General features: G+C 63.7%; 25 protein-coding genes. 12 read left to right on the top strand and 13 right to left on the bottom strand.

Features of this window, described 5'->3' with window-relative positions:
- Window positions 1–195: 195 nt before the first annotated feature.
- Window positions 196–1,335, top strand: coding sequence for an alpha/beta fold hydrolase (locus QM797_RS05525; protein ID WP_283274156.1), 1,140 nt, complete (start codon window positions 196–198; stop codon window positions 1,333–1,335).
- A 54-nt stretch (window positions 1,336–1,389) separates the two neighbouring features.
- Here QM797_RS05525 and QM797_RS05520 read toward each other — a convergent pair whose 3' ends face one another.
- Both QM797_RS05520 and QM797_RS05515 read right to left on the bottom strand, forming a co-directional pair.
- Window positions 1,390–1,770: a VOC family protein gene (locus QM797_RS05520; protein WP_283274155.1), complete on the bottom strand. Its 381-nt coding sequence runs from the start codon at window positions 1,768–1,770 to the stop codon at window positions 1,390–1,392.
- Between the two features lie 82 nt (window positions 1,771–1,852).
- On the bottom strand, window positions 1,853–3,148 hold the full coding sequence (locus tag QM797_RS05515; RefSeq protein ID WP_283274154.1) for a PucR family transcriptional regulator: 1,296 nt from the start codon (window positions 3,146–3,148) through the stop codon (window positions 1,853–1,855).
- A gap of 169 nt (window positions 3,149–3,317) precedes the next feature.
- On the opposite strand from QM797_RS05515, the gene QM797_RS05510 reads away from it, so the two are divergent.
- From QM797_RS05510 to QM797_RS05485, 6 genes are all read left to right on the top strand, one after another.
- The gene (locus QM797_RS05510; RefSeq protein WP_283274153.1) at window positions 3,318–4,790 is read left to right on the top strand and encodes a class I adenylate-forming enzyme family protein; all 1,473 of its coding nucleotides are present in this window, start codon (window positions 3,318–3,320) and stop codon (window positions 4,788–4,790) included.
- 41 nt (window positions 4,791–4,831) lie between these two features.
- Window positions 4,832–6,574, top strand: a complete 1,743-nt coding sequence (locus tag QM797_RS05505; RefSeq protein ID WP_283274152.1) for a DUF3556 domain-containing protein — start codon at window positions 4,832–4,834, stop codon at window positions 6,572–6,574.
- A complete protein-coding gene (locus QM797_RS05500; protein WP_283274151.1) occupies window positions 6,571–7,986 on the top strand; it encodes a phytoene desaturase family protein in 1,416 nt (471 codons plus the stop codon). Before QM797_RS05505 ends, QM797_RS05500 begins: the two co-directional genes overlap by 4 nt.
- A gap of 66 nt (window positions 7,987–8,052) precedes the next feature.
- Window positions 8,053–9,105 (top strand): YihY/virulence factor BrkB family protein, encoded by a 1,053-nt coding sequence (locus QM797_RS05495; RefSeq protein WP_283274150.1) that lies wholly within the window; start codon window positions 8,053–8,055, stop codon window positions 9,103–9,105.
- 96 nt (window positions 9,106–9,201) lie between these two features.
- Complete coding sequence (locus QM797_RS05490; RefSeq protein ID WP_283274149.1) at window positions 9,202–9,636, top strand: GNAT family N-acetyltransferase; 435 nt, start codon at window positions 9,202–9,204, stop codon at window positions 9,634–9,636.
- A 330-nt stretch (window positions 9,637–9,966) separates the two neighbouring features.
- A complete protein-coding gene (locus QM797_RS05485) occupies window positions 9,967–10,212 on the top strand; it encodes a hypothetical protein (RefSeq protein ID WP_283274147.1) in 246 nt (81 codons plus the stop codon).
- Window positions 10,213–10,219: 7 nt separating this feature from the next.
- On the opposite strand, the gene QM797_RS05480 is transcribed toward QM797_RS05485, so the two are convergent.
- Both QM797_RS05480 and QM797_RS05475 read right to left on the bottom strand, forming a co-directional pair.
- Entirely contained in the window at window positions 10,220–11,389 is a 1,170-nt protein-coding gene (locus tag QM797_RS05480; protein WP_283274146.1) for an MFS transporter, read from the bottom strand.
- Complete coding sequence (locus QM797_RS05475) at window positions 11,389–12,120, bottom strand: MurR/RpiR family transcriptional regulator (protein ID WP_283274145.1); 732 nt, start codon at window positions 12,118–12,120, stop codon at window positions 11,389–11,391. Before QM797_RS05475 ends, QM797_RS05480 begins: the two co-directional genes overlap by 1 nt.
- On the opposite strand from QM797_RS05475, the gene QM797_RS05470 reads away from it, so the two are divergent.
- The 5 genes from QM797_RS05470 (at window position 12,011) to QM797_RS05450 (ending at window position 17,393) form a co-directional block, all read left to right on the top strand.
- Complete coding sequence (locus tag QM797_RS05470; RefSeq protein WP_283274144.1) at window positions 12,011–12,604, top strand: tripartite tricarboxylate transporter TctB family protein; 594 nt, start codon at window positions 12,011–12,013, stop codon at window positions 12,602–12,604. The two genes, QM797_RS05475 and QM797_RS05470, sit on opposite strands and share 110 nt — an antisense overlap.
- 3 nt (window positions 12,605–12,607) lie before the next feature.
- The gene (locus tag QM797_RS05465) at window positions 12,608–14,131 is read left to right on the top strand and encodes a tripartite tricarboxylate transporter permease (RefSeq protein ID WP_283274143.1); all 1,524 of its coding nucleotides are present in this window, start codon (window positions 12,608–12,610) and stop codon (window positions 14,129–14,131) included.
- The gene (locus QM797_RS05460) at window positions 14,128–15,120 is read left to right on the top strand and encodes a Bug family tripartite tricarboxylate transporter substrate binding protein (RefSeq protein WP_283274141.1); all 993 of its coding nucleotides are present in this window, start codon (window positions 14,128–14,130) and stop codon (window positions 15,118–15,120) included. Before QM797_RS05465 ends, QM797_RS05460 begins: the two co-directional genes overlap by 4 nt.
- Before the next feature lie 23 nt (window positions 15,121–15,143).
- Window positions 15,144–15,755 (top strand): RraA family protein, encoded by a 612-nt coding sequence (locus tag QM797_RS05455; protein ID WP_283274140.1) that lies wholly within the window; start codon window positions 15,144–15,146, stop codon window positions 15,753–15,755.
- 276 nt (window positions 15,756–16,031) lie between these two features.
- Window positions 16,032–17,393 (top strand): sensor domain-containing phosphodiesterase, encoded by a 1,362-nt coding sequence (locus tag QM797_RS05450; RefSeq protein WP_283274139.1) that lies wholly within the window; start codon window positions 16,032–16,034, stop codon window positions 17,391–17,393.
- On the opposite strand, the gene QM797_RS05445 is transcribed toward QM797_RS05450, so the two are convergent.
- The 9 genes from QM797_RS05445 to QM797_RS05405 form a co-directional block, all read right to left on the bottom strand.
- Entirely contained in the window at window positions 17,318–18,610 is a 1,293-nt protein-coding gene (locus QM797_RS05445; RefSeq protein WP_283274138.1) for a lipase family protein, read from the bottom strand. The genes QM797_RS05450 and QM797_RS05445 overlap by 76 nt on opposite strands.
- A gap of 19 nt (window positions 18,611–18,629) precedes the next feature.
- Complete coding sequence (locus tag QM797_RS05440; protein ID WP_283274137.1) at window positions 18,630–20,219, bottom strand: GMC oxidoreductase; 1,590 nt, start codon at window positions 20,217–20,219, stop codon at window positions 18,630–18,632.
- A 95-nt stretch (window positions 20,220–20,314) separates the two neighbouring features.
- Window positions 20,315–20,866 carry a TetR/AcrR family transcriptional regulator gene (locus tag QM797_RS05435; protein WP_283274136.1) on the bottom strand — a complete coding sequence of 184 codons (552 nt, stop codon included), beginning with the start codon at window positions 20,864–20,866 and terminating at the stop codon, window positions 20,315–20,317.
- A gap of 27 nt (window positions 20,867–20,893) precedes the next feature.
- A complete protein-coding gene (locus QM797_RS05430) occupies window positions 20,894–21,037 on the bottom strand; it encodes a hypothetical protein (RefSeq protein ID WP_283274134.1) in 144 nt (47 codons plus the stop codon).
- Between the two features lie 146 nt (window positions 21,038–21,183).
- Window positions 21,184–21,942, bottom strand: coding sequence for a 1-acyl-sn-glycerol-3-phosphate acyltransferase (locus QM797_RS05425; protein WP_283274133.1), 759 nt, complete (start codon window positions 21,940–21,942; stop codon window positions 21,184–21,186).
- A 6-nt stretch (window positions 21,943–21,948) separates the two neighbouring features.
- Window positions 21,949–22,335 carry a hypothetical protein gene (locus QM797_RS05420; protein WP_283274132.1) on the bottom strand — a complete coding sequence of 129 codons (387 nt, stop codon included), beginning with the start codon at window positions 22,333–22,335 and terminating at the stop codon, window positions 21,949–21,951.
- A gap of 11 nt (window positions 22,336–22,346) precedes the next feature.
- Window positions 22,347–23,489 carry an NAD(P)/FAD-dependent oxidoreductase gene (locus QM797_RS05415; RefSeq protein WP_283274131.1) on the bottom strand — a complete coding sequence of 381 codons (1,143 nt, stop codon included), beginning with the start codon at window positions 23,487–23,489 and terminating at the stop codon, window positions 22,347–22,349.
- On the bottom strand, window positions 23,486–23,683 hold the full coding sequence (locus QM797_RS05410; protein ID WP_283274130.1) for a ferredoxin: 198 nt from the start codon (window positions 23,681–23,683) through the stop codon (window positions 23,486–23,488). Before QM797_RS05410 ends, QM797_RS05415 begins: the two co-directional genes overlap by 4 nt.
- Window positions 23,680–24,882 carry a cytochrome P450 gene (locus QM797_RS05405; protein WP_283275292.1) on the bottom strand — a complete coding sequence of 401 codons (1,203 nt, stop codon included), beginning with the start codon at window positions 24,880–24,882 and terminating at the stop codon, window positions 23,680–23,682. The genes QM797_RS05410 and QM797_RS05405 overlap by 4 nt, the downstream gene beginning before the upstream one ends.
- Window positions 24,883–24,907: the final 25 nt, after the last annotated feature.

The raw sequence follows: 24,907 nt of genomic DNA, 5'->3' as shown, positions 1-24,907 counted from the left end.
TGCCCGCGGTTCGCCGGCCGCACCCCGGCGTAGCTGTTGATTCTGCCAGAACGAGGACACTCGGTCTCGTTCTATTGCCCTCTTCAGCGATCGACCTTGCACCCCGAGGTTTACAGCCGCGACCCTGTATATTTCCCCGCTGGGGGCGGACACGGGCAGAGCGGTCTTCCTCGATGGTCGAACCCGGAGGAAGACATGAAGATTCGCTCTACGGTTATTGTGTCGACAGCTGCGGCACTGATCGGCGGCGCGGGACTGTTGACCCCCATCGCCGATGCCGCGCCGGCCACATCCATCGATGTACTTCCGCGAATGATCGACGGTGCCGCGGCGGGCTATGCGCTGTCCTACTCGACCACCGACGAACACGGCCGTCCTGCGATTGCCCGCGGACAGATCTACCTCCCCTCGGGCACGCCCCCACCGGGCGGGTGGCCGGTCGTATCGTGGGCCAAAGGCACCGTCGGCGTTGGCGATTCGTGTGCCATGAGCACAGCGCTGGACGACGGCGACGCCGAGGACCCGTTGGCTGTCGAACTGTCGAAGCCGCTGCTCACCCAACTTCTTCGGAGCGGTACGGCCGTTGTCTCCACGGACTACATCGGACTCGGAACGACGGATGCCCACCGCTATCTGAACAGCGTCTCGGAGGCAAACGCCGTCACCGACATCGTCGGTGCGGCAGCGGACGAACTGCCCGAATTGTCGCGCACCTGGGTCGCCGCCGGACACTCTCAGGGCGGCGCAGCCGCACTCACCACGGGAGCTCGCGCGAATATCTACGGATCAGCGTCGGACTTCCGCGGCGTCATGTCGTTCGCACCGTCGTCGAACCTCGAGGCCGTTGTTCCTCTGCTCTCTCCCACCACTCCCCGGATCGCACCACTCGACAACATCACCGCCACCCTGATCTACGTCCTGCACGGGCTCAGGGACTCTCGGCCGGACGTCGACGTGAACAGCTACCTCAGCGAACTGGGCCGCGACTACCTGGCACAGGCAGAGGACAGTTGCATCAGCGAGCTCAGGGAGAAGGTCATCGGCGTTGCCCCGCAACAACTCCTGGCCCGATCGCTGTCCGACCCAGTGATGGCCTCGGCTCTCCGTGATTACCTCTCGGTGCCGACCATCGGTTACACGCGCCCGGTGGTCATCGAACAGGGACTGGCCGACACCGTCGTACCTCCGGCGCTGACGACCGCCCTCGCCGCTGAACTGGTGGCACGAGGCACCCGCGACGTCACCTACCTGCCCGTGCCCGGTGCCACTCATTACGACGTCATTGCCGCAACGGTCGACGACGCCCTGCCGCGAATACTCGACATGCTGAAGTGATTACGCGCATGAAGGTGGTGAGGTTAAGACGGCTGCAGTGGATAGACCCTCGTTTCAGACCGGGCTGAGTCGCGTTCGCAGCAAACAGAATTCGTTACCTTCAGGATCCGCCAACACGTGCCACGACTCCTGGCCGGTCTGACCGATCTCCACTCGTCGCGCGCCGAGAGTGAGGAGTCGTTCGAGTTCGGCGTCCTGATCCCGATCGGTTGCGCTCACGTCGATGTGCAGTCGAGGTTTCGCCTTTTCGGGATTCTCACTGCGACTGAGGATGATGGTCGGCTGCGCGCCGCCGAACCCGTCGCGCGCACCGATCTCCACCGAACCGTCGTCCTCCCTGTCCAATACGACGAAGTCCAACACCTCACACCAGAACGTCGCCAAGGCCTCGGGGTCCCGACAATCGAGGACGAGTTCACTGATTCGACATGCCATGCGCGGGAATCTACACGGGGCGAACAGCGAACGAAGGTCGAACAAGGCCCCGATTCCAAGTGACCGACTCGCTCGAGCGCAATCACGACTGAGTCTGGGCGGGCGCACTGCCGAGCCAGGACTGCAGCATCAGTGCCTGTTCGATGTCGAATCTGTTCTCGTTGATCGGGTGACCGAGCATCTGCTCGGCGCTCTTGACTCGATATTTCACGGTGTTGTAGTGCAGATGCAGCGCGAGTGCGGTGGCCTTGTGGCTCGATCGGCAATCGAAATAGGTGCGCAGTGTGTCCCGAAGGCGTTGCGCCGCTTCGGTATTGTCAGCCAGCGGCCCGAGGGTGGTCCGGATCCATTCGTGCGCACGAGGCAGGTCGGAACCGACGAGCGAACTCACGGCCACACCTGGATCGGCATAGGAGGTCACAGTGCGTCGCGCACCCTCGGCGAGAGCTGCTATCGACCTGGCGTGCTGTGCCTGAAGGTGTGAGGTTCTGAATCCTGCACTGCCGACTTGCACGGTGCCCAATGCCACCTGGGCATCTCCGAAATCGTCCGCACCGAGCGAGGCGCGAATGTTGCTGACATCCAACCGGTCCGGTCGATTCCCCAACGGAATCCACACCCAGGCACTGAGGGTGTCGGCGGCCACGAACAGCGGCGTCGGGCGATTGTCTATCGACTGGCAGATCCGGCCTGCCAGTTGCTCGAGTAACGACAGCCCGTCTCGCTCCGACTCGGGCTCACCGGTCCATAGAATCGCAGCGCAATGGTGCTGCGCAAGTTGGTATCCGATCTGTTTCGTCGCCAGCCGATCATCCGTTGGACCTCCGGTCGACAGAAGTTCTCGGATCTGAGTTGCCCTCACATTGTTCCGGTTGGCCAGCCACCGTTCGTGTTCGACCTGGTACGCGGAGACCACCTGCTCGGAGATCCAGTCGATGTACACCGAGCTGACCGAGACAATTCGATGCGAGACCTGCAGTCCGAGAGCGGGATCGATCGGTGAAGCCTGGATTCTCGCGAAGATCCGATCCAGCAGGGTGCTCTGCCCGAGCCGGTAGGCGCGCACGAGGGCGGTCACCGGAATGGCATGTTGAGCGAGCCTGCGGGCGTATTCCATCGCAGCGGAGGGCGCATGCAGGTGATCTGTGGTGATGCCGTGCTGAAGGACGTGGAAGACGGTATCGACGTTGCCCTCGATGCTCGCTCCGAGGAGCTCCACCAACTGAGTGTCTCCGCCCAGCTCCGCAATCTCGCGTTCGAGGACGGCGCGAATGTTGCGTGACTCCTCGACCAAGTGAGCACTCATCTCGGCGATCACGGTCGCGACGACTGCGTCGATGGCCGACTCGGTGCCGGCGTCGGTCGGTGGCGGTTGCACGGTATCGACAATAGGCCGTCTCAGACCCCAGGAGTGGCCGATCGAAGATGCCTGCGCATTGTCTCCCCGAGACAACCCTTGCCGCGAAGTTGATCGCCAGAAGATATGGCCTACATCACACCGGATCCATAGCGTTGTGGCGACCGATTCCACCCAGTGAAGGACCCACATGCACCTGCCCGACCTCATCGATCTTCGTGCTTCGACGGCTCCGGACGCACCCGCCATCGCCGACGACCGGGTGTCTCTGTCGAATCGCGAGTTCCACGACGCGGTGTGTTCGGCGGCCGCGTTGCTGTCCGGCCGCGGAATATCCCACGGGGATGTAGTGGCGATCATGCTGCCGAATCAAGTCGAGTTCGTCATTTCACTGTTCGCCGCATGGCGTCTCGGTGCAACTGCGACACCGGTGAACCCCTCGTTGACCGCGCAGGAGATCGGGTTCCAGCTCGACGATTGCTCCGCCGCATTGGCGGTCACTGCCCCGGAACTGGAGCTGAAACTCGCATCCGACGTCGCCCGGTTGACCGATCTCACCGAACAACCGGACGCGGCTGGGCTCAACGACGCCCCGGTTCAGACCACCGCGAACGATCTCGCTCTGCTGATCTACACCAGCGGCACGACGGGAAAACCCAAGGGAGTGATGCTCGATCATGCGAACCTGACCGCGATGACGTCGATGTCCATCGACGCCTTCTCGCTCGACGCCGACGAGCACAGCCTGCTGATTCTGCCGCTGTTCCATGTCAACGGCATTGTGGTGAGCATTCTTTCGCCCCTCGCCGCCGGTGGGCGCGCCACCATCGCCGGCCGGTTCGACCCGTCGACGTTCTTCGACCGAGTCGAAGCGGCGAAACCGACCTCCTTCTCGGGCGTGCCGACCATCTACGCGATGCTGGCCAACCTCCCCGACACCGTGGTGCCTGATACCAGCTCACTGCGGTATGCCGTCTGCGGAGCGGCACCGGCGAGCCCGGCACTGCTGGCCGCATTCGAAGCCAGGTTCGGCGTACCCGTCGTCGAGGGCTACGGCCTGTCCGAGGGCACCTGTGCATCGACGGTCAACCCACTGAACGGCCCCCGCAAGCCGGGAACCGTCGGACTTCCGCTGCCTGGTCAAGAGATTCGAATCGTCGACGAGCAGGGTGACACCATCGACGACGGTCGCCCCGGTGAGGTTCTCGTCAAGGGAGCCAACGTGATGCGCGGCTATCTCGGACGACCCGAGGAGTCAGCCGAAACCATTCAGGACGGCTGGCTACGGACCGGCGACATCGGCCGACTCGACGAGGACGGATACCTGACGCTCGTCGACCGCGCCAAGGACATGATCATCCGCGGCGGCGAGAACATCTACCCCAAGGAAATCGAGAACGTCGTCTACCAACTCCCCGGCGTATACGAAGCGGCCGTGGTCGGTCAGCCGCACGAGGTCAGAGGTGAGGAGCCGGTGCTCTTCGTCTCGCTCACCGCCGACGCCACCATCACCGAGACCGATATCGACGAACACATCAAAAGCGCTCTCTCGAAGTACAAGTGGCCCGTCGACGTCATCATCGTCGACGAGGTTCCCAAGAATCCGGTCGGCAAGATCGACAAACCGTCGCTGCGCACGCGACTTGCTGCCTCCTCCGCGTAACCCACCCTCGCTCGACATCACTTGTTCCGAAAGGACTCACCATGGGTCTGCTAGCTCCAACCCTGCCTGATATCGACCTCGCGGAGTGGCGTCGTCTCCCCCAGCTCGAACGCCTGAAGATCCAGGTTCAGCACTGGGGTGAGTACGGCTTCGGTACCCCCGTCGGGGCCTATTTGTTCTATGTGTTCAAGATGATCGCGTACGTCGCGATCCCGCTGTGGGTCATCTCGTCCTCGACGCCCGGACTGGGAACACTGTCCGAGATCGGATCGTGGTGGACCCAGCCGATCGTGATCCAGAAGGTCGTACTGTTCACGGTGCTGTTCGAGGTTCTCGGTTTCGGTTGCGGCTCAGGTCCGTTGACGATGCGCTTCTTTCCGCCCGTCGGTGGCTTCACGTATTGGCTCCGCCCCGGAACGATGCGGCTCGCCCCGTGGCCCAACAAGATTCCACTCACATCCGGTGACACCCGCACCGTCGGCGACGTGATCGTGTACGCCGGATTGCTCGCCGTGCTGATCTGGGGACTGATCTCCGACGGCGTCGCCGGTGGCATCGGCAGCGCCGGGATGCTCGCACCGGCAGTACCGATAGCCGTGATCGCGCTCCTGGCGCTCGTCGGCCTGCGGGACAAGACGATCTTCTTGGCCGCCCGCTCGGATCAATACCTCGTCATGGTGATCGCGTTCCTGTTCCCCTTCGTGGACATGATCATCGCGCTGAAGCTGATCATGCTGGCCATCTGGTGGGGCGCTGCGACATCCAAGCTCAACCACCACTTCCCGTTCGTGGTCGCCGTGATGATCTCCAACAGCCCGCTGCTGCCGAGCACGTGGATCAAGCGAAAGCTGTACCGCAACTTCCCCGACGACATGCGGCCGTCCACCTTTGCGAAGATCGCCGCCCATCAGGGAACCGTCATCGAATACATCCTGCCGGCCATCCTCATCTTCTCGATGAATTCGACGCTGACGACCGTGGTGCTGATCGGCATGACCATCTTCCACCTGTTCATCCTCTCGACCTTCCCTGCCGGAGTGCCCCTGGAATGGAACCTCTTCGTCATCGGAGCTGCGTGGTTCTTGTTCGGCAACTACACCGGCAGCGAGTACTCGCTATGGAACGCCACCAGCATCTGGCCGTACTTGATCGTCGCCGCGTTGGTCGCCGGCATCATCGTCGGAGGAACCAAGCCGCAGTGGATCTCGTTCCTCATGGGCATGCGGTACTACGCCGGAAACTGGGCCACCAACACCTGGATCCTGCGCCCCGGTGTCGAGGAGCGACTGCAAGCGGAGATCGTCAAGTCCGCGCCCATGACCAAGTTTCAGCTGTTGAAGCTCTACGACGAGGACACTGCCGAGTTCATGATGCAGAAGTTCAGTGCCTGGCGGTCGATGCACAGTCACGGCCGGGCGCACATGGGCCTGATTTCGAGAGCAGTCGACAACCGCGACGACTACGTCGTGCGGGAGGGCGAGTTCCTGGCGGGCGCGTTGCTAGGCTGGAACTTCGGCGAAGGCCATCTGCACAATCAACAGTTGCTGGAGGCTGTGCAACGTAAGTGCCATTTCGCCGACGGCGACATCCGGGTGGTCATGATCGAAGGGCAGCCGATGCACCGAGGAACTCAGAGCTACCGGATCGTCGACGCCGCAACCGGCGTCATCGAGGAAGGAACGGTTGCAGTGTCCGACATGATCACCCGCCAGTCGTGGCTGGACGAGACGGGGTCGATTCCCGTCACCGTCACCTCGCTGCCCGACGTTGTGGGACAACGGTGACGACAGCAACAGTCGTCGGATCGGGGCCCAACGGTCTAGCGGCCGCGGTCACCCTGGCCATGGCCGGTGTCGAGGTGACGGTCTTCGAGATGGCCGACAAGGTCGGCGGCGGCACCCGAACCTCCGAGCTGACGCTGCCGGGGGTGCTGCACGACGACTGCTCGGCCGTGCACCCGGTGGGAGCGGCATCGCCGTTCTTCAACAGCCTCGACCTCGAAGCCCACGGATTGACGTGGAAACACCCGGAAATAGCCGCCGTTCAACCCCTCGACAACGGCCGCGCCGGGGTGATCCACCGATCCATCACTGACACCGCGGCCGGGCTCGGCATCGACGGCGCTACCTGGCAGCGATTCTTCGGACCCTTGGCGGATCGATTCGACGACTTGACCACCGATTTCTTCCGGCCGCTGCTGCACGTGCCCCGTCACCCGATCACGTTGACCAAGTTCGGCCTCAACGCGCTGGCACCGGCGTCGCTGACCGCCCGCCGGTTCACGACGCCCGAGGCGCGCGCGGCGTTCTCGGGCGTCGCGGCCCACGCCCTGTATCCACTGACTCGGCCCACCACCTCCGCCGTCGGAGTCATGATGATCGCCGCGGGTCACAAGTACGGCTGGCCGGTGGCCGAAGGCGGCTCCCGGGCGATCAGCGACGCGCTGGTCTCGATATTGACCGAGCACGGTGGGAAGGTCGAGACGGGCGTCAGAGTGACTCGGCTGCAACAGATTCCGACGAGCGACATCGTCATGCTCGATCTGTCACCGACCGCGATCGCCGATATCGCCGGCGATGCTCTCCCCAAGCGAGTGGCACGACCCTACCGTCGATGGCGTTACGGTCCAGGCGCTTTCAAGCTCGACCTTGCCGTCGAGGACGGGATTCCGTGGACGAACGAGAGCGCCCGACGCGCCGGAACAGTCCATCTCGGTGGAACTTTCGAGGAAGTTGCCGCTGCGGAACGCGACGTCCATCGAGGAGTGATGCCGCGTCGGCCGTTCATTCTGCTCGGCCAGCAGTACTTGGCCGACCCCACCCGGTCGCAGGGCAACATACACCCGATCTGGACCTACGCTCATGTACCCAACGGATACACCGGTGACGCCAGCGAGGTGATCATCGACCAGATCGAACGCTTCGCCCCAGGTGTCCGGAAGCGAATCAGGGCCCGCTTCGTCCGATCGACCACCCAGATGCCGACCTACAACCCCAACTATGTCGGCGGCGACATCATCACCGGTTCGAACGATCCGGGCCAGGTGGCACTGCGCCCGCGGGTGAGCATCAACCCATACTGGACCGGCATCGATGGCGTCTACATCTGTTCTGCCGCAACACCTCCGGGAGGAGGAGTACACGGAATGGGCGGATACAACGCTGCTCAGGTAGCGCTGCGTCGACTCTCCACGTAGCCGGCTCTGCAACTTTTGCCGCAACCGCCTCTGTTTTCATCGACACTGCCCGGGTATGCGCTCACAATGGCCGACCAAGCAACCGATCCAGCGCCCACTGAAGCCGACCCCGATGATCCGCGCAAGGCAGATTCACCTGCCGATCTGACCAAACCCTCGTGGATCTACGTCCTGAAGAAGACGGCTCGTGAATTCTCTCGAGATCAGTGCACCGATCTTGCGGCCGCGCTGACCTACTACGCCGTGCTGTCGTTGTTCCCGGCGATTCTGGCCATCGTCTCGTTGTTGGGTGTGTTCGGGCAGGGACAGGCGACAGTCGACGGCGTACTGCAGATCGTCGGCGACCTCGGACCCCAATCGGCGGTCGACAACCTGCGCGAACCGATCGAACAACTCGTGCAGGCACCCACCGCGGGCTTTGCGTTGGTCATCGGTATCGCCGGTGCGCTGTGGTCTGCGTCCGGCTATGTCGGCGCTTTCGGCCGCGCGATGAATCGCATGTACGAGGTGGACGAGGGCAGGCCCATCTGGAAGCTGCGTCCCGTGATGCTCCTGGTCACGCTTATCGCTCTCACCCTCATCGCTCTGGCCGCGGTGATGCTCGCGATCAGCGGCCCCGTGGCGAAAGCTGTGGGCGACGCCGTCGGCCTCGGCGACACCGCACTGACGATCTGGAACATTGCTCGCTGGCCGTTGGTCCTGATCGTGGTGGTGCTCGCCGTAGCGCTTCTGTACTACGCGACTCCGAATGTGCAGCAGCCCAAGTTCAGATGGATCAGTACCGGTGCAGCCGTCGGCATCTTTGTATGGATTCTGGCCACCGTCGCCTTCGGCTTCTACGTCGCGAACTTCTCGAGCTACAACAAGACCTACGGCTCCCTCGCCGGGGCCATCGTGTTCCTGCTCTGGCTGTGGATCACCAACTTGGCCTTGCTGTTCGGAGCCGAACTGGATTCCGAACTCGAACGTGGCCGTCAACTCCAAGCCGGAATCGTCGCCGAGAAGCGACTGCAACTACCGCCGCGCGACACCCGCGTCTCGGACAAGAACGACGAGAAAGATGCGCAGGCCGTCGAGCAGGGACGCATATTGCGAGAGGAACACAACCCGCAACACTGAGTGATTCGAATCCGTGTATTCACACTCTGACATGCGAGGATTGTGCTGTCCCTGAGCGCGCGAGCTCGGCGATGACCCCTCCAAGAATGGACCTCCGTGTCGAATCTTCACCATGCTCCGCTTGCAGGCGTAGACCCGAGCACTCTGTACCGCATCATGGCGCTTCGGGTCGAAGTATTCGTACACGAACAGAAGATCGTCGACGAGGCGGAACTCGATGGCGTGGACCTACTTCCGACGACGGAGTTGTTCTGGATCCAGGACGAGAACGGAGAGGTGTTGGCCACCCTTCGCGTCCTCGTCGACGACACGGTCCACATAGGCCGCGTCGCGACCGCGGCTGCGGGTCGTGGACGCGGCTATGCAGGCGAACTTGTCGAGGCAGCGCTGACGGCATACCCCGGGGTGGTCGAGATCTCCGCGCAGGCGCACCTCGAAAACTGGTACGGGCGCTTCGGATTCGTTCGAGTGGGAGAGCAGTACCTGGAAGCGGGAATACCGCACGTCAAGATGCTGACTCGCGGCGCTTGAGTCTGCGTCATACCTGCGGCGTTGAAGTCACCCAGGAGTTGTCTCGTCTCCGTTGAGCCCGAGGTCCGCATCGTTCGCACGAACACTGCCTCAAACCGGCGACCGACGGCAGCCGTAACGTTCTGAACATGAGCGACGTGATCGACGTGGATGTGGACTTGATGGCCGGAGCCTTGATCCTGACTCTGTCAACAACAGGAGGGCGTTCCTACTGAACGCTTCCCACAACCGCCCAATCTCGTGACGGGTGGGCCGGGTCTGGCGGTAATAGATGCGGGAGGACGAGGCAAAGTCCACACCAGGGTAAGAATTGAACCGTTCGCGCCCCCGATGACCAACACCGAGCGCGCGGCATGGGAAGAAATGCAGGAGTGCACCTTTTCCTGCGAGGACCCCGAGATGTTCCTGGATGGATCGACCGGCGAGATCATCGCACCGTTCACGCTACCGGTAGGCAACTACCGCATCCGAGTCTATGTCCGTGGGCGTGATCAATGGTTCGATAGCTACACGGCCCCGGACGAGGAACCCCGGATACATCTCGAGCTCCACATCTGGCCGGAACCCGAGATGTGAGGGTTGCTCAGCCTCGACTCCGCGGGTGGGAGGCCGCGACGATCGACCCCCCGAGCACCAGGGCATTCCCGAGCAGAATGCCCGTTACCCCGAAGGGCCCGGCGAGTGCACCGACCGTCAGCGGGATGAGGATCTGCGCAGATCTGTTGGCCGACATCCGCAATCCCAACGCCTCGCCCTGCGTCGATTTCGGGACGATCGACACCACCCACGACATGGTCAATGGTTGGGGAATACCCAACGCGATTCCGAGTGCGATCATGACTCCTATTGCTCCCACGGCCTGCACGAACGGCAGCACGGCGAGAGCGATCGCGCCCGCCGCCAGCGAAACATCGAGCAGCACAGTGCGACCGAATTTCGCGTCGAGTCTGCCCAGCCCCACTCGGCTGACCACCGACACCCCGGCACGCAACGCCAGCAGCCAGCCCACCGTCGTCACCGATACCCCACGCTCGACGGCCCACGCCGGCACGAAGGCATAGAGCAGATCGACCGTCACCAGCACGGCACCACTGACCGTCAACGACTGCCACATGCCCGGCAGCTTCAGCAATTTCAGCCCCGACGCTTCCCCCTCGCCGGGTTTCTGTGCGCGAATGTGGTTGCGGCCGAGCATCAAGAAAAGGGCAGTGGGGAGCGCTACCGCGGTGAAGGCCCCGGCAGTGAGGATGCCTACCGTCGTGTTGGGACTCTCGACGCTCGCGCCGCCGAATCTCGACGCGACGGCCGTCACGGCGAGCGGCCCGACCAACTGGCCCATCGACGCGGCGGCAGTCAGTGCGCCGAAAGCACTTTCGTTCTTGCCGTCGACGTGGACGTGTGCGACGAACGCCTGCTGCCCGATCATGATGAGCAGATTGCCCAGACCGAACGCGGCCGTACACACGAGCAACGACCACATTGCCGAAAACGCAACGAGTACTCCGGTTGCGATCGAGCACAACACGATTCCCGACACGATCACCACCGGCCCGCCGAACCTGTCGGCGATGCGCCCGATCGGCAGGGCCGCCAATACTGCGGGCGCAGCGAACAGTGCCGCGATCACCGCAAGCGTCCGAGTGTCGGCACCCTCGGCGATCGCCCGATAGCCGATCATCAACCGCACACCGACCCACCCGGCCTGCGCCGTCGTCGCCTGAACGGTCAGAGCAATGGAATCACGAGAAGCCATCAGCGCAAAGGAATTTCGTCGGTTCCTCCGACCAACCTCGACACGTCGTTGATGTCGTCGCGCACCGCCCCGTACCGATCGGGATCGAGGTGGAAGATCGCCAACTGCAGCGCGTACGCAATGGCGATGGGAATGATGAGAGTGTTGTACTCGGAATCGTCTCCCCGTTGCGCGACGAGGAGATGCGTCGGCGCCGGCCTGAAGTGATATCCCGGCGCATCGCTGATCAGAATCGACGTGCCGCCGCGTCGTTCCGCTTCACGAACCAGCGCCGGCAGCTGAGACGGTGCCTCGCGCAGTGCGAACGCAATAAGGATGGAGTCCTCGGTGAAGCTGACGAACCGCTCGGCGAGATCCTTTCCCCCGAGGCCGAGCTCGACGACGACCAACCCGAGCCTGCGGAGTCGTCGTGCAAGCATGTCCAGGGCAGGGCGTTCGTCGGCCTTGGAGAACAGATAGACCACCCGCGACCGATGAATGGAGGTCGCCATGTCCACCAGCTGTTCTTGCGGAATGAAGCTCGACAACCGATCCAGTGCACGGGCCTCGTCGCGCGCGAAGACAGCCAGTTCGTGACCGGTATCGCTGCGCATCAGAGCCGATGCGGTCGCGGGTTCGGGGTTGTCGCGTTCGAGATCGGCACGCAAGTCCGGGAAGCCGCTGTATCCCAGCTTCTGTGCCAACCGCACGACAGTCGACTCCCTCGTCGTCGGCCTGGCGACGGTCACCATGGCAACCGGGTACGGCGTCACCGCCGACCCCGGCGTCGGTGCGGGTTTCCTGCCCTTGGTGGGCGGCCTCGGCATGATCCTCGGCGGTGCGATGTGGGCGATCCAGCTCATCCGCGCACCACGCACCTCGACACCCCAGCCGGAACTCGAACCCGCCACGTCGGCAGCCGTCGCGTTCCTCTCCAGTGACAACGAGGAGGACGGCGACGAGGCCGAGCTGCCCGATCGCGCCGGTTGGATCAGAATCGGAGTGGTCGTGGCCGCGATCGCCGGAGCGGCACTGGTTCTCCCCACCCTCGGCTACACCCTGTCGATGGCGTTGATGCTCGCCGTCGTACTGACGTTCGTGGGCAAGCGAACTCCACTGGTCGCCGTCGGCGTCGCCGTGGCGACCACATTCGCCACCCGGCTGGTGTTCGACGTCTGGCTCGGCACGGCACTGCCGGCTTCCTCCATTCCGTTGCTCGCCGATTGGGGGTTGTGAGTCATGGGCTTTCCCGATCTGATTGCAGGCTTCGTCAACGTCCTCACTCCGACGCATCTGCTGTTCGCACTCCTCGGCTGCGTGCTGGGCATGCTCGTCGGTGTGTTGCCCGGCTTCGGCCCGGCCGCTGCGGTGTCGCTGCTGATCCCGATCACCTTCGGACTCGACGCCACCACGGCACTGATCATGCTCGCCGCCATCCTGTACGGCGCCGCATTCGGAGGCACCGTCACCGCTGTGCTGCTACGCATTCCGGGTGAGGCGTCGTCCATCGCCACCACACTCGACGGCTACGAAATGGCCAAGAGCGGACGCGGCGGACCCGCTCTCGTCGTCGCCGCACTCGCATCGTTCGTCGGCGGACTGGTCGGCGTCATCGGATTCGTCGTCGTCGCCCCGTTCAGCCGATTCGCACTCGAATTCGGTGCTCCCGAACTGTTTCTCGTCGCCCTACTCGGCATGGCGCTGATTACCAGCTTCTCGGGCAACAACCCCGCCAAGGCGCTCATCAGCGTCGGCCTCGGACTGGCCATCGCGTCGGTGGGCATCGACTCCGGCCAAGGCATCCAGCGATTCACCTTCGGCATGCCGGAACTGTTCGACGGCGTCGCACTCGTGGCCGTCGTGATGGGCTGCTTCGGCCTGACCGAGATCCTCATCCAGGCCCGCTCGGCGGGCGGTGCCGGCCGACGACCACTCGCCGTCGGCAAGCTGCTGCCCACCAAGACGGACATCACCAGGTCCGCAGGCCCCACGATGCGCGGCTCGGTCATCGGCTTCTTCATGGGACTGCTCCCCGGATCTCCGGGTGCCGCAACTTCATTGGCTTCCTACGCGATGGAGAAGAAGCTCACCAAGCGTCCCGGGCAATTCGGTAAGGGTGCCGTCGAGGGTGTCGCCGGACCGGAAGCGGCCAACAACGCGCTCGCACTGTCGTCGATGATTCCACTGTTCACCCTCGGTATCCCCACTTCCGCCACCGTCGCCATCATGGCCAGCGCCTTCACCATCAACGGTCTGATCCCCGGCCCACTGTTGTTCCGCGACAACCCCGAGGTCGCCTGGACCATCATCGCCAGCTTCCTCGTCGGCAACATCATCCTGCTGATCCTCAACGTGCCGCTGGTTCGGCTGTGGATTGCTGTACTGAAGATCCCGTTCCACTACCTGATGGCGATGATCCTGGCCTTCATGTTCCTGGGCGTCTACAGCATCAACGGCAGCGTCTTCGACATCTTCATCATGCTCGGCGCAGGTGTCATCGGATACCTGTTCCACCTCACCAAGATTCCGCTCACTCCTCTCGTCCTCGCCCTGATCCTCGGACCACTGCTGGAGGAGAACTTCCAACGCTCACTGTCACTGTCCCGCGGTGATTACGGAGTCTTCGTCGAAGGCCCCATCAACAAGGTTCTTCTGCTCGTCTTCATCGCAGCCGTTCTGTTCGGAATGCTGCGCCCCGTCTTGGCTCGCATCCTCTCCCGCCGCGCCACCGCGAACCACCCCATCAAGGAGCCCGTCTCATGAGAAAAATCCCCATCTTCGTCGCGGCCATCTCCACTGCCGCGCTGATTGCCGGATGCAGCGGGGGCACAACCGATTCGGGTGCGCCTTTCCCACGCGACGGTGCCACCGTCGAATGGGTCGTCCCATCGGCCGCAGGCGCAGGCAACGACATCCTCGCCCGCATCATGGCCCCGGCCATGGAAGCCGAACTGGGAGTCCCGGTCAAGGTGGTCAACAAAGAAGGCGGCAGCCAGGTCGTCGGGCTGAACTACCTGGCCAACTCCAAGCCGGACGGCGAGACCATCGGCTTCACCAATATCCCGTCGATCCTCGGGCGATACCTGGACCCGAGCAAGAAAGCCGGGTTCGATCGTGAAAGCTTTTCGCCCATCGGCTCGTTCGCGTCCAACGACATCGTGATCGGGGTCAACAAGTCCAGCCCCTACGAAGACATCGGCGAACTGTTCGATGCGGTGAAGGCCAACCCCGGCACCATCACGGTGGGCACCGACTCCCGCGCCGGCGACGACCACGTCAACCTCCGTACCCTCGAAGACACTCTGGGCCTGGACTTCAACATCGTTCACTACAACAGTGGTGCAGACAAGATCTCGGCACTGGTCTCCGGTGAAACCGACTTCGCCCTCGGCGGAGTGTCCAGCTTCTACGGCCAGTTCGCATCGGGTGAGGTGAACATCCTCTCGGTACTCACCGAGGAGCAAAACAAGCTCATCCCCGATGTACCGACGCTGGCGAGCGAGGGATACGACGCCCCGTTCATGACCAACAACTTCGCCATCAGCGCCCCCGCAGGCACCCCGGACGCGACGATGACCACGCTGCAGAACGCCCTCGAGACCGCGCTGGCCGACCCGACCGTGGCCGAGAAGCTGACCGGCGCAGCGACACAGCCCGATTGGGTCTCCGGGGCCGACGTCGCGACCCTGTGGGAACAGCGCGAAACCGAGATCGAACCGATCATCGCCGAACTGCTCGCCGACCAGCAATAAGCCACCTGAAAGGCATTGATCTCATGAGTACCGAAACCTATTCCGCCACTGCCGTATCCGACGACATGATCGACCGGTTCTCTCGGGTACCCGCAGCCAACGTAGGCGATGCCCAGGAGCGTTTCGGCATCATCGCCGGACTGCGACCCATCTGGGCCGGAGCAGCAGTCACCGGCCGGGCCTACACCGTCTGGACTCGATCGGGCGACAACCTCTACATCCACAAGGCTCTCGACGACGCCCGCCCCGGCGACGTCATCGTCGTCAACGGCTCGGGCGACGACACCCGCGCCCTCATCGGCGATCTCATCGGGATCCGCGCCAAATCACTGGGCATTGCAGGTTTCGTCATCGACGGTGCCGTACGCGACGCCGACGCATTGGCCGAGTTGGGCCTGCCCGTCTTCGCCCGAAGCGTCACTCCGGCCGGGCCGTACAAGAACGGGCCGGGACGGCTGAACGAGCCGGTGGCGCTGGGAGGCGTCGTCGTATCTCCCGGTGACGTCATCGTCGCCGACGCAGACGGCGTGGTTGTCGTGAAGAGCTCCGATGTGGACGTCGTCATCGTCGCTGCCGAGGACGTGGTGGCACGCGAGGCGTCCAAGAGGGAGAGCTTCTCGGCCGGCCTGCGCTAGTCGGGTCGGCTGCGCGTGTGAGCACGGTGCTCCACTCCTGAGCCCCGGTCGTGGAATCCCCGCAGCCGAGGCCAGGAGTGGAGCACAACCATCGGATACACGATGTCTGCGGCTCGCGACCACGCAGTTCACCGTAAAAATTCCGATATTTCGGCGCATCTTTGCACTCCGGCCGACTCCGCGAGCCTCCCCTCGCTACTGTTCGATGAGAACACTGCTCGCAGACGCAGCGGCGCGGCCGGAATGTCCTCGACGAGCATCGAGAGGGGCCCGACGATGCTTCGGTCGACCGCACGCCGTCAAAGTGACTCCGCTCGTCGTTATCTGGACTTTTCCTCTCTCACACCGGCTCTGGACGCGGCCGCACAGCTCACCGCGGTCGCATTGGGTTTCCCCATCTCGATGATCAACATCGCCGACAGCGATTCGCAGTACACGCTGGCGCAACACGGGTTTCCGTCCAGTGCCGGCTCGGTGATACCCCGCGCCCACACCATCTGCGCGCACACCGTGGACGCAGGCAGGATCGTCGCCGTCGAGGACGCGGGCACTCCCGGTTCGTCCGCCCTGCCGGACGACACGGTACGAGCGATGATTATGGACGCCGGGCTCGTGGCATACCTCGGAATCCCGATCGTGGGGCGAGAAGGCATGGTCATCGGCACACTCTGCGTATTCGACACCGAGCCCCACCCGGTGACCGAGGCGCACGAACACCTGCTGACGCTGCTGGCCGGGTCGGTTCAGGAGCAACTCTCTGCGCACCGCGACCGCTCGTATTCACCGCTGGATTCTGCCAGTGCAGCCGAATTCGATGCAGCCATCTCGGACGGGGACATCAGACCCTGGTACCAGCCGATCGTGGACCTCGACAGCGGGCGAGTCGTCGCTGTCGAGGCATTGGTGCGGTGGAACCACCCCACCCGAGGGCTACTGACTCCCGACAAGTTCCTCGACCGGATCGAGGCCAGTGAACTGATCATCGATCTCGATCTGGCAGTGCTCACCCAAGGCCTACACGACCTGTTGACCTGGCTACCCAGCGAAAGCTCCCTCCGTCTGCATGTCAATCTGTCCGGCGTGCACTTCGCTCATCACGACTGCGTGGACCGATTGATCACCACCGTCCACGACGCCGGATGCGACCCCAAGTCGGTAGTCCTGGAAATCACCGAATCGGTCTCGTTCGCAGCCAACCCGTCCAATATCCGGTTCGTCGCCGAGTTGCGCGACGCGGGCTTCGGCATCGTTCTCGACGATCTGGGTGCCGGATGGTCCGGTCTGGAACGGCTCCTGGAGTTCAGACTCTCGGGCTTCAAGGTGGACAGAGCCGTCACCGGACGGCTCGGCACGCGTGCAGGAGACGCGATAATTCGCTCGTTGCACCTACTCGCAACGGACCTGAAACTCGACTTCACCGTCGAAGGTGTCGAAACTGCCGAGCAGGCACGTGCGGTGGCGGCGCTGAGTTCGGCTCGTGGACAGGGATACTGGTGGTCGCGCCCGGTTGCAGCCGTGGACATCCCCAACCTGCTGTCCATAGACGTGTCGCCTGCGGTCGCTCAGTCCACCGAGCATGATGCCATCGGGGCATCGGCGAACCTGTCCATCAGGAACGCCGCGGCGTCGCCGCCGTAGCCGTCGATCAACTGCGGCCCGAAGTGGTTGGGCAACACTGCACCCTGCAGGATCGGCGGCAACGGATTGGTTCGGAACTCCACCGTGGCACCCCGCCCACACCAATCCTGAGCCAACTGCCGGGCCTGACCGTACGGAACCGTGTCGTCGTTGAGTCCACTGGTGATCAGCACCGGTGCGTTGGGAGTACTGCGACCGATCCTCTGAGCCTCGAGGATACGACCCGCCTGCGGAATGGTGCCCAAATTCTCGAGCATCGACTTGCCGTCCGCGGTCAGCGATTCGGTTCGCAGGAACGGGTACTTCAGGATGGTGTCGCCGATGCACTGCGTCGACAGATCACTCAAAACAGCTTTGCCATGATCGGTGAGCCGTTCGTCGATCAGCGACAGCAAGCTCGGGTCACGCTCGACGAAACCGTTGAGGGCGTAGCCGATCACTCCTCCGATCAGCGTTCCGTCGACGGTCTTCAGCACCTCGAGCAGGTCCGCCGTGGGCGCTCCGGCCCAGGTGCCCTTCACATTCAGATCCGGCGCGTATCCCGAAGCGAGTTCGGCCGCCGCGGCCGCCGCTCCACCGCCCTGGGAGTAGCCCCATATACCGATCGGCGCGTCTGCGTCACCGATGAGCTCGTTCGCGGCGCGGGCGCCGTCGAGAACCGCATGAGCCTGCTCGACTCGATTGACGTAGGTGTGCACACCGGGAGTTCCCAAACCGATGTAGTCGGTGACGAAGACGTTCGCACCCATCGATCCCCACAGCGTCGACGACAGCAGCTCTTGGTTGAACGAGATCGACAGTGGTTGCGCCACAGCGTTGATCGACGTCGGGAACGCACGCGAGGGCGCGCACTGATCGGCCTGCCCCACCGTGCCCGGCGCGACGACCACGGTCGGCCGAGGGCCGGCTCCACGCCAGGGCACCTCGGTCTCGGTGAACGTGCCCGACACTCCCATCGGCGTATCGTCCTGCGTCCGTGACGTGTACAGCACCCGCTGCGCCTGGACGGGGTAGCCCCCGTCAACACTCGGTAGCGCAGCGAACAGCGACATCGGCTGCGTTCGCAACACGGCACCTGGGTCGTCGACCACCTGGGCTGGAGGGACATAGAAGTCGTCCACGGAATCGGCGTGCGCTGCCGAGGCTCCGAGCACGGTCGCCGAGGACGCGAGCACGGCGGTGACGGCGACGCCGATCATGTTGCGGTACAGATGCATCGGTCTCTTTCTGGTGGGATCAGATGTAGGAGCCGATGTCGTCGGCGACGATGTTGTCCAACGCACGTTCGGCCAGTGCGGCGATGGTCATGGATGGGTTGCACGCTGCGGTGGTGCCGGGCATGAGCGCCCCGTCGAGGACGTACAGACCCCGCTGGCCGTGGACGCGACCGTCGAGATCACATACCGCACCCATGTTGGCCCCACCCAACGCGTGCCACGTGGACGGGAACAACGCATTGGTATCGGTGAGAAGACTGCCCGAACCGGCGATGCGACGTACCGTCGGATCGATGGAGCCATCCTGAATGACGCTGTCGCCGTTGGCCGGCCAGTGCAATCGCACCTGGTCTGCCGTCGAGTCGTATCCCAGATGCCCGCGACCGCTGCTCACTCCGTAACCGACGAGCATCGTGCTGTGAGCGTCGAACGACAACGGTGGTATCGACGCCTGGATGACGGTGTGCGCCGTGGTCGGGTCGTCCCAGTTCAGGCTGCCGAACACCACCGGACCCCCTTGCGGTGTACCGAATTGCTGCTCGATGCTCGACCACACGTAGATGCGATCTGCGTTGGTACCCCAGCCCTGCCCGAGCTCGTCCGGCAGATCGGGGATGGCACCGGTCGCTCCGGCACGAACGAGCAGCTTGGTGGTGTTGAGGCTTCCGGCGGCCATGATCAGCGCGCCGGTGGTGAGGATCTTGTTCTCCAGAACCGTTCCTTCGGAGTCGATTCGGTCGACATGGACGACCCAGCGCCCGTCCGCGGCACGTTCGATGTGGGTGACATCGTGTTGAGTTGCCACGATGGCCAGACCCGTCGCTTCGGCGGCTGCGATGTAGGTGACATCGACAGAATGCTTGCCGCCGTTGTTGACTCCGAATGCCCCGGAGCCGTCGGTGTACGACGGCTTCATCACCCCGCGCGTCTCGTCGAGAGCGAAGTTCCAGTCGATCGGCATCGGGATCTTCGATACCGGCAGGCCCACTCGCCGCGCATTGGCCGCGAACACCCGAGCTGCTTGGTAATTGGGCGTATCGATCAATTCGTCAGGGGCCTGCTCGAGCTGCAACATTCGCGCCACGCGTGGGTAGTGCACGCGGTTCAGAGTCGGCCAGTCGAGCCCGACCGGAAAATGCTCCTCGAACACCGGCTGCGATGGCTGCAGCGTCATCCCCTGATAGATCAGGGATCCGCCGCCCACACCGGCGGCGCACAGCGCCGTCATGTTGTCCCCGGAAACAGCCTCGAGCAGGCCGACATACGGATCGAACGGAACCGGCTTGCCGAACAGGTTGGGACTGGAGCCGTGCCAGAGCATGCGCTTGTCCGGTGACGTGGCGTTGGGGAACGTGTCCGCATTCGGCCCTGTGTTCCAACGCCTTCCGCGCTCGAGTACCAGTACCGGCACCCCTGCTTCGGCCAGGCGCAATGCGGCGACGCCGCCGCCGAACCCCGATCCGATGATCACCACGCGATGGTCCTCGCGGGTGAGTGAAACCTGGGTGCGCGGTCGAGACGTTGCCCGGGCCATGCCGGGTCCCGATACTGCGGCGAGGCCCGCAACTGCAGTTGCCCCCAGAAATGCCCGACGGTTCAAGTTCGACACGTATCCCCCAGCTGGTGTGTAGAGCGCGCATCGAGACCTGAGTCACGTGTGGACGCGATGCAAAACTAGACAGAGGGGGGCGTAAGTGTCAAGTTTTACTGAAACGGCAGAACCGGCACCAGCCATGAACGCAGGTAGTGACGCAGACCATCGTCCTCGCGGATCGACGGGTCGTCGAAGAGAATCACCGACAGACCCATTCGCACGAGCATGCCGTCGATGCCGTCGAACTGCGCTACATCGAAGCCCGGATTGCGTTCGCTGTATCCGTCGAGGAACTGACGTACCACCGGCTCGGCTCGCTGCATCATGTCCGCGTCGAAAAGAGGGTTTGCGTTGCCGGAACGCAGCAAAGAGTTGAGCACCGGTTCCCGGCGAATGAGGTTGCGCGCAGCCACGATTGTCTCGACCACGAACTCCGTCGGCGTCTCGGCCTGGTCGGCTTTTGCCCGTATCCCGCCGATGACCTCGACGACCAGACCCACCATTGCCTCGGAGATCATGTCCTCACGGGTGGTGAAAATCGAATACACGGTCTGCCTCGTCACGCCCGCAGTACGTGCCACCGCCGCGATGGTGACGTCCTCGAAGCCGGACTCGGCAATCAGCCCGAGCGTCGCGTCCAGGATCTTGCGTTTCGACCGCATGGTCCGATTATGACTCTCGCGCGGACGTCAGTCCCGACGGTGCCGTGAGGGGGCACGCACCGGCAGCTTTGCCGGCGATGCCTTCGCCTTGGCATCGACGTGCCGATCCCCGCCACCGGTGTCGAGTTCGAGAAACTTCTGCAGTGCGTCGTAGATAGGTGTGTCGGTCATGAAACTCGACCTTCTCGACCTCGAGTACTTCAGGTCGGTTCGGCTTCGCTGAACCATGGTTGACGCCGAGTCGATGGCGCAACCCCAACCCTACGGCCTTTCCTGCGCTCGCCGCACATTCTCGTCGAGCACCGGCCCGCACAGTGTCATCCGATGACGGGCCGTCGATCCCTCGTCAGTTCGTCGAGCTCGGCTTGCATCGCCGAATGAACTCGCCCCGCGAATTGCTCTGCCGTCTCGTCGACATCGGGGCGCATGGGGGCGAGCACCGACGTCTCTAGCTTGGTGGGCAGCGGCAGGTACGGAAGCAGGCCGACCATGCCGAGATTGACGCCCCAGGGAATGGACACCGACAGTGGCAGCGTCTTGAGCCTCAGCGCCTTGTCCAACCTCAGCGCCTTCGCCAGGCGCTTACCGCTGCCCAATACGAGCAACGACTCCCCGGCACCGGCCGTGACCACGGGGACAATCGGCACCCCCGCCTCCATCGCCAACCGGGCGTACCCGGTGCGCCCGTAGAAGAGGATCTCGTTCCGGTGCTTCCAGGCCTTGAGCGCATCGACGTCGCCACCAGGAAACACCAGGACGTTGCTGCCCGCCTCGAATGCATCGAGTGCAGTCTGTTTGCTTGCGGGCCTGGCACCGAACGGCTCGATCAACTTCTCGGCGTGCAGCGTCCAGGCGATCTGGTGCGTCAGCGTGATCAATTCACGGTCGACAGCGAGTTCGTCGTAGGCGGCCGCGAACGCGAACACGTTGAGATCGATGATTCCACCGAACCCATGGTTGGCGACGAACAGCACCGGAGTATCCGGAACCGGCTGCGCCACCGTCACTTCCAGTCTGTTGTAGAAGCGCACGGCACTGATGCTCGCGGCTCGCAGGGCACGCGCGATGTTGTCCATCGACGACTACCGGTCCAGTTGCAGATGTGCGAGCGCACCGGCGATCACAAAGCCTCCGGCGATTGCGCAGCCGGCTGTTCTCGTTCGTTGCGGCAGGTGTGCGGTGAGCGCGAACGCCGCGGTATCCCAGACGTCGACAGCCACGCCCGCGCGCAGCAGTGTGCGCACTGCCTTCGGCGCATATCGAGTTGCGGCGTAAAGTCCGCCACCGATGTAGATCTCACGAATTCCGAAGGTACGGGCCGCAGCTCGCGTGGTCGCCACCGCCGCATCGGGTCCGGCGAGGAGTTCGTTGGCGCGGGTGGGCGCAACCATGTGGGCAATACCGATCGCCGCGCGGGCGAGTCCAACTGCCTCGGGGAGACGGCGAACGAGTGTGGAGGCAGTAGCCATGAGTTGATTCCTTACGTAGTGGGAATGGCGTTGTCGCGGGCGAGCCGTCGGAGCAGTCCGACGGCCTTCTTCATGCCGTAGGCGACGATGGTGGTGCGGCCGTCCTCGTGGTTCCACTGCAGCAGCGCCGATCCGTCGTCGACCGAACCTTCGAGGACTGTTGGTTCTCCCTGCAACGGGAGTGGACCGACGACTTTGATGGACAGGCCCAGGATTTCGGTCCAGAAATAATCGTCGGTGGGGGCGCACGTGGGTTCGAGACCGAGCGCGGAGGCCGCGGCAACTTTGCCCTGCGCGACGGCATTGGACCAGAACGGGGCTCGACCAGAGCCGCTGCGTGAGTAGGCGACGTCGCCTGCAGCGAACACGTCGGGAAGTGCTGTGGCGCAACGCTCGTCGATAGCGACACCACGAGCATCCGCGATGCCGGTGCCGTCCAGCCATTCGGTCTCGGGCACATCGCCGGCACAGGTGACCACCAGATCGGCGTCGAGTGTGCGGCCCGCGACCTCGATCCCGATGACGGGGTTGCCCGCCAACGAAACCGGACTCTCCGCTCGAAGAAACTGGACCGACGCGGCCTCGGCCCTGGCGGCGATCGCGTCGGACAGGTAGATACCCAGCAGCCGTTTCAACGGTGGATCGACATCGACGACGGTGACGGCAATGCCGCGAGCAACGCAGGCGCTGGCGACCTCCATTCCGAGGAAGCCGGCACCGACGACGATGGCTGTACGCGCCGCGTCCAGCTTCGGGCGCAGCGCCCGAACATCGTCGAATGTCCGCAACACCGACTCGCCCGCTTGATCCCGAGCACCGATGCGACGTGCGGCCGCTCCGGTGGCCACGATCAGAGCGTCGTAGGGAACATCGATTCCGGCAGCCGTGGTGACCGTTCTTAGCGTGGTGTCCACAGATACAGCGCGATCGGCGATCGTGGTGATGTCGAGATCCGATAGGTCCCACGTTTCCGCCTCGGCTGCTTCACCTTTGAGAACGTGCTTCGACAACGGCGGCCGAGCGTAGCAACCGTCCGCGTCGGCACCGATCATGGTGAGCGGGCCGTCGTGTCCGCGGGCGCGTAGTTCACGGGCGGCCGTGCACCCGGCTATCGAGTCTCCGACGATGACGACCCTTCGGCCTGAAGAGCTCACGCCTGTTCTCGCAGTGCCGCGACCGGACACACACCGATCGCAGACCGAGCCGAGGCCGCTAGTTCGTCGGGAATGTCGTTGTCGTCGAACGCATAATGCAGTTCGCCCTCGTCATCGAGGCTGAACACCTTGGGTGCCTGCTCGGCGCAGATGCCATGGCCCTCGCACCGATCCCAGTCGACGTCGACTCTCATTGCTGTGTCCCTTCTCCCGCCACCAATTCCAGTGGCAACTGTTCGTATCGATGAATGACGTTGTTGACGGCCCGTTTCGGCGCTCCCGTGGCGACGATTCGATCCACTCGCCGCGCGAGTACTCGCAGCATCGTCTGCGCTTCCAGGCGCGCGAGACCCTGCCCGGCACATCCGTGTACGCCGGAACCGAAGCCGAGTTGGCGCGCAGCATCGCGAGTGATGTCGAAGTCGTCGGGGCGATCCCATTCGCGCTCATCACGATTCGCCGATGCGTAGACCACCAACACGCGAGCGCCTTTCGGGACGCGCGATCCGTCGAGCTCGACGTCACGCACGGCTCGACGCGAGAAAGCCCTGATCGGCGACTCGTATCGAACAACCTCGTTGACGGCATTGGGGATCAGATCAGGATTCTGCCGAATCGCCTGCCATTGATCGGGGTGTCGCGCGAACAGATCGAGGGCACCGGAGATCGCTCCGATAGTGGTGTCGAGAGAGGGCCCGAGGTAGTCGACCATGAGCGCAGGGCACGCGGACTTCTCGATCTTGTTCTCGTCGGCGGCTTTGAGAACGTCATCGCCCATACTCCCCGGAATGACCGACCGTTCTCGCACCACCCGCCGCGAGAAAGCAAGCATTTCCTTGGCACCCCGTGCGGCCTTGATCGAGTTCCGATTGACAGGACCGAGAGAGTCGAATGTCGCTCCCGCCCAACGGAGAAGGTCTTCACGGCCGTCCTCCGGCCACCCGACGAGATCCGGGACGATCGACATAGGCAGTGCCGTCGCGAGATCGTCCACTCCGTCGACCGATCGCTTCTTCAGTGCCGCGTCGACGATGCTTTCCGCCTTCTCCTCCACGGTGGCCTTCATTTTCCGCACGGCCTTCGGAGTGAGCCGATGAGCCAGCACCGAACGCTTGGTTGCATGCTCGTCGCCGTCGCTGTTGAGCGTCGTTCCACGGCCCAGGCGATTGGCAACGGGATTGAGCGCCACACCGTCGCCCGAGATGAACGTTCCGTCGTCGAGCAGTACTGCCTTGCACTCCGCATAGCGCGAGATGGCGAACACCTGCTGCCGTGGTAGCCACACCACCGGGCCGAGCGCCCGCAGCCTCGCGTAGTGCGGGTACGGGTCGAGGATCGCATCGGTGGAGTAGATATCGGTGCGGTACTGCGGGATCGTCGCGTTCGATGTCATGAGGTCCTTCGGTGCCGCCGGAAGA

Origin of the sequence: Rhodococcus sp. IEGM 1381 (assembly GCF_030056795.1) — a bacterium.
In the GTDB taxonomy this organism is placed as follows: Bacteria; Actinomycetota; Actinomycetes; order Mycobacteriales; family Mycobacteriaceae; genus Rhodococcoides.
Note: the sequence above shows the minus strand (reverse complement) of the source record. Positions and strands in the feature narration are given on the sequence as shown.

Coding starts and splice junctions, on each gene's coding strand:
- QM797_RS05525 (WP_283274156.1), top strand. CDS start 196: ATGAAGATTCGCTCTACGGTTATTGTGTCGACAGCTGCGGCACTGATC.
- QM797_RS05520 (WP_283274155.1), bottom strand. CDS start 1,770: ATGGCATGTCGAATCAGTGAACTCGTCCTCGATTGTCGGGACCCCGAG.
- QM797_RS05510 (WP_283274153.1), top strand. CDS start 3,318: ATGCACCTGCCCGACCTCATCGATCTTCGTGCTTCGACGGCTCCGGAC.
- QM797_RS05505 (WP_283274152.1), top strand. CDS start 4,832: ATGGGTCTGCTAGCTCCAACCCTGCCTGATATCGACCTCGCGGAGTGG.
- QM797_RS05495 (WP_283274150.1), top strand. CDS start 8,053: ATGGCCGACCAAGCAACCGATCCAGCGCCCACTGAAGCCGACCCCGAT.
- QM797_RS05485 (WP_283274147.1), top strand. CDS start 9,967: ATGACCAACACCGAGCGCGCGGCATGGGAAGAAATGCAGGAGTGCACC.
- QM797_RS05480 (WP_283274146.1), bottom strand. CDS start 11,389: ATGGCTTCTCGTGATTCCATTGCTCTGACCGTTCAGGCGACGACGGCG.
- QM797_RS05475 (WP_283274145.1), bottom strand. CDS start 12,120: ATGGTGACCGTCGCCAGGCCGACGACGAGGGAGTCGACTGTCGTGCGG.
- QM797_RS05465 (WP_283274143.1), top strand. CDS start 12,608: ATGGGCTTTCCCGATCTGATTGCAGGCTTCGTCAACGTCCTCACTCCG.
- QM797_RS05460 (WP_283274141.1), top strand. CDS start 14,128: ATGAGAAAAATCCCCATCTTCGTCGCGGCCATCTCCACTGCCGCGCTG.
- QM797_RS05455 (WP_283274140.1), top strand. CDS start 15,144: ATGAGTACCGAAACCTATTCCGCCACTGCCGTATCCGACGACATGATC.
- QM797_RS05450 (WP_283274139.1), top strand. CDS start 16,032: ATGCTTCGGTCGACCGCACGCCGTCAAAGTGACTCCGCTCGTCGTTAT.
- QM797_RS05445 (WP_283274138.1), bottom strand. CDS start 18,610: ATGCATCTGTACCGCAACATGATCGGCGTCGCCGTCACCGCCGTGCTC.
- QM797_RS05435 (WP_283274136.1), bottom strand. CDS start 20,866: ATGCGGTCGAAACGCAAGATCCTGGACGCGACGCTCGGGCTGATTGCC.
- QM797_RS05430 (WP_283274134.1), bottom strand. CDS start 21,037: ATGACCGACACACCTATCTACGACGCACTGCAGAAGTTTCTCGAACTC.
- QM797_RS05425 (WP_283274133.1), bottom strand. CDS start 21,942: ATGGACAACATCGCGCGTGCCCTGCGAGCCGCGAGCATCAGTGCCGTG.
- QM797_RS05420 (WP_283274132.1), bottom strand. CDS start 22,335: ATGGCTACTGCCTCCACACTCGTTCGCCGTCTCCCCGAGGCAGTTGGA.
- QM797_RS05410 (WP_283274130.1), bottom strand. CDS start 23,683: ATGAGAGTCGACGTCGACTGGGATCGGTGCGAGGGCCATGGCATCTGC.
- QM797_RS05405 (WP_283275292.1), bottom strand. CDS start 24,882: ATGACATCGAACGCGACGATCCCGCAGTACCGCACCGATATCTACTCC.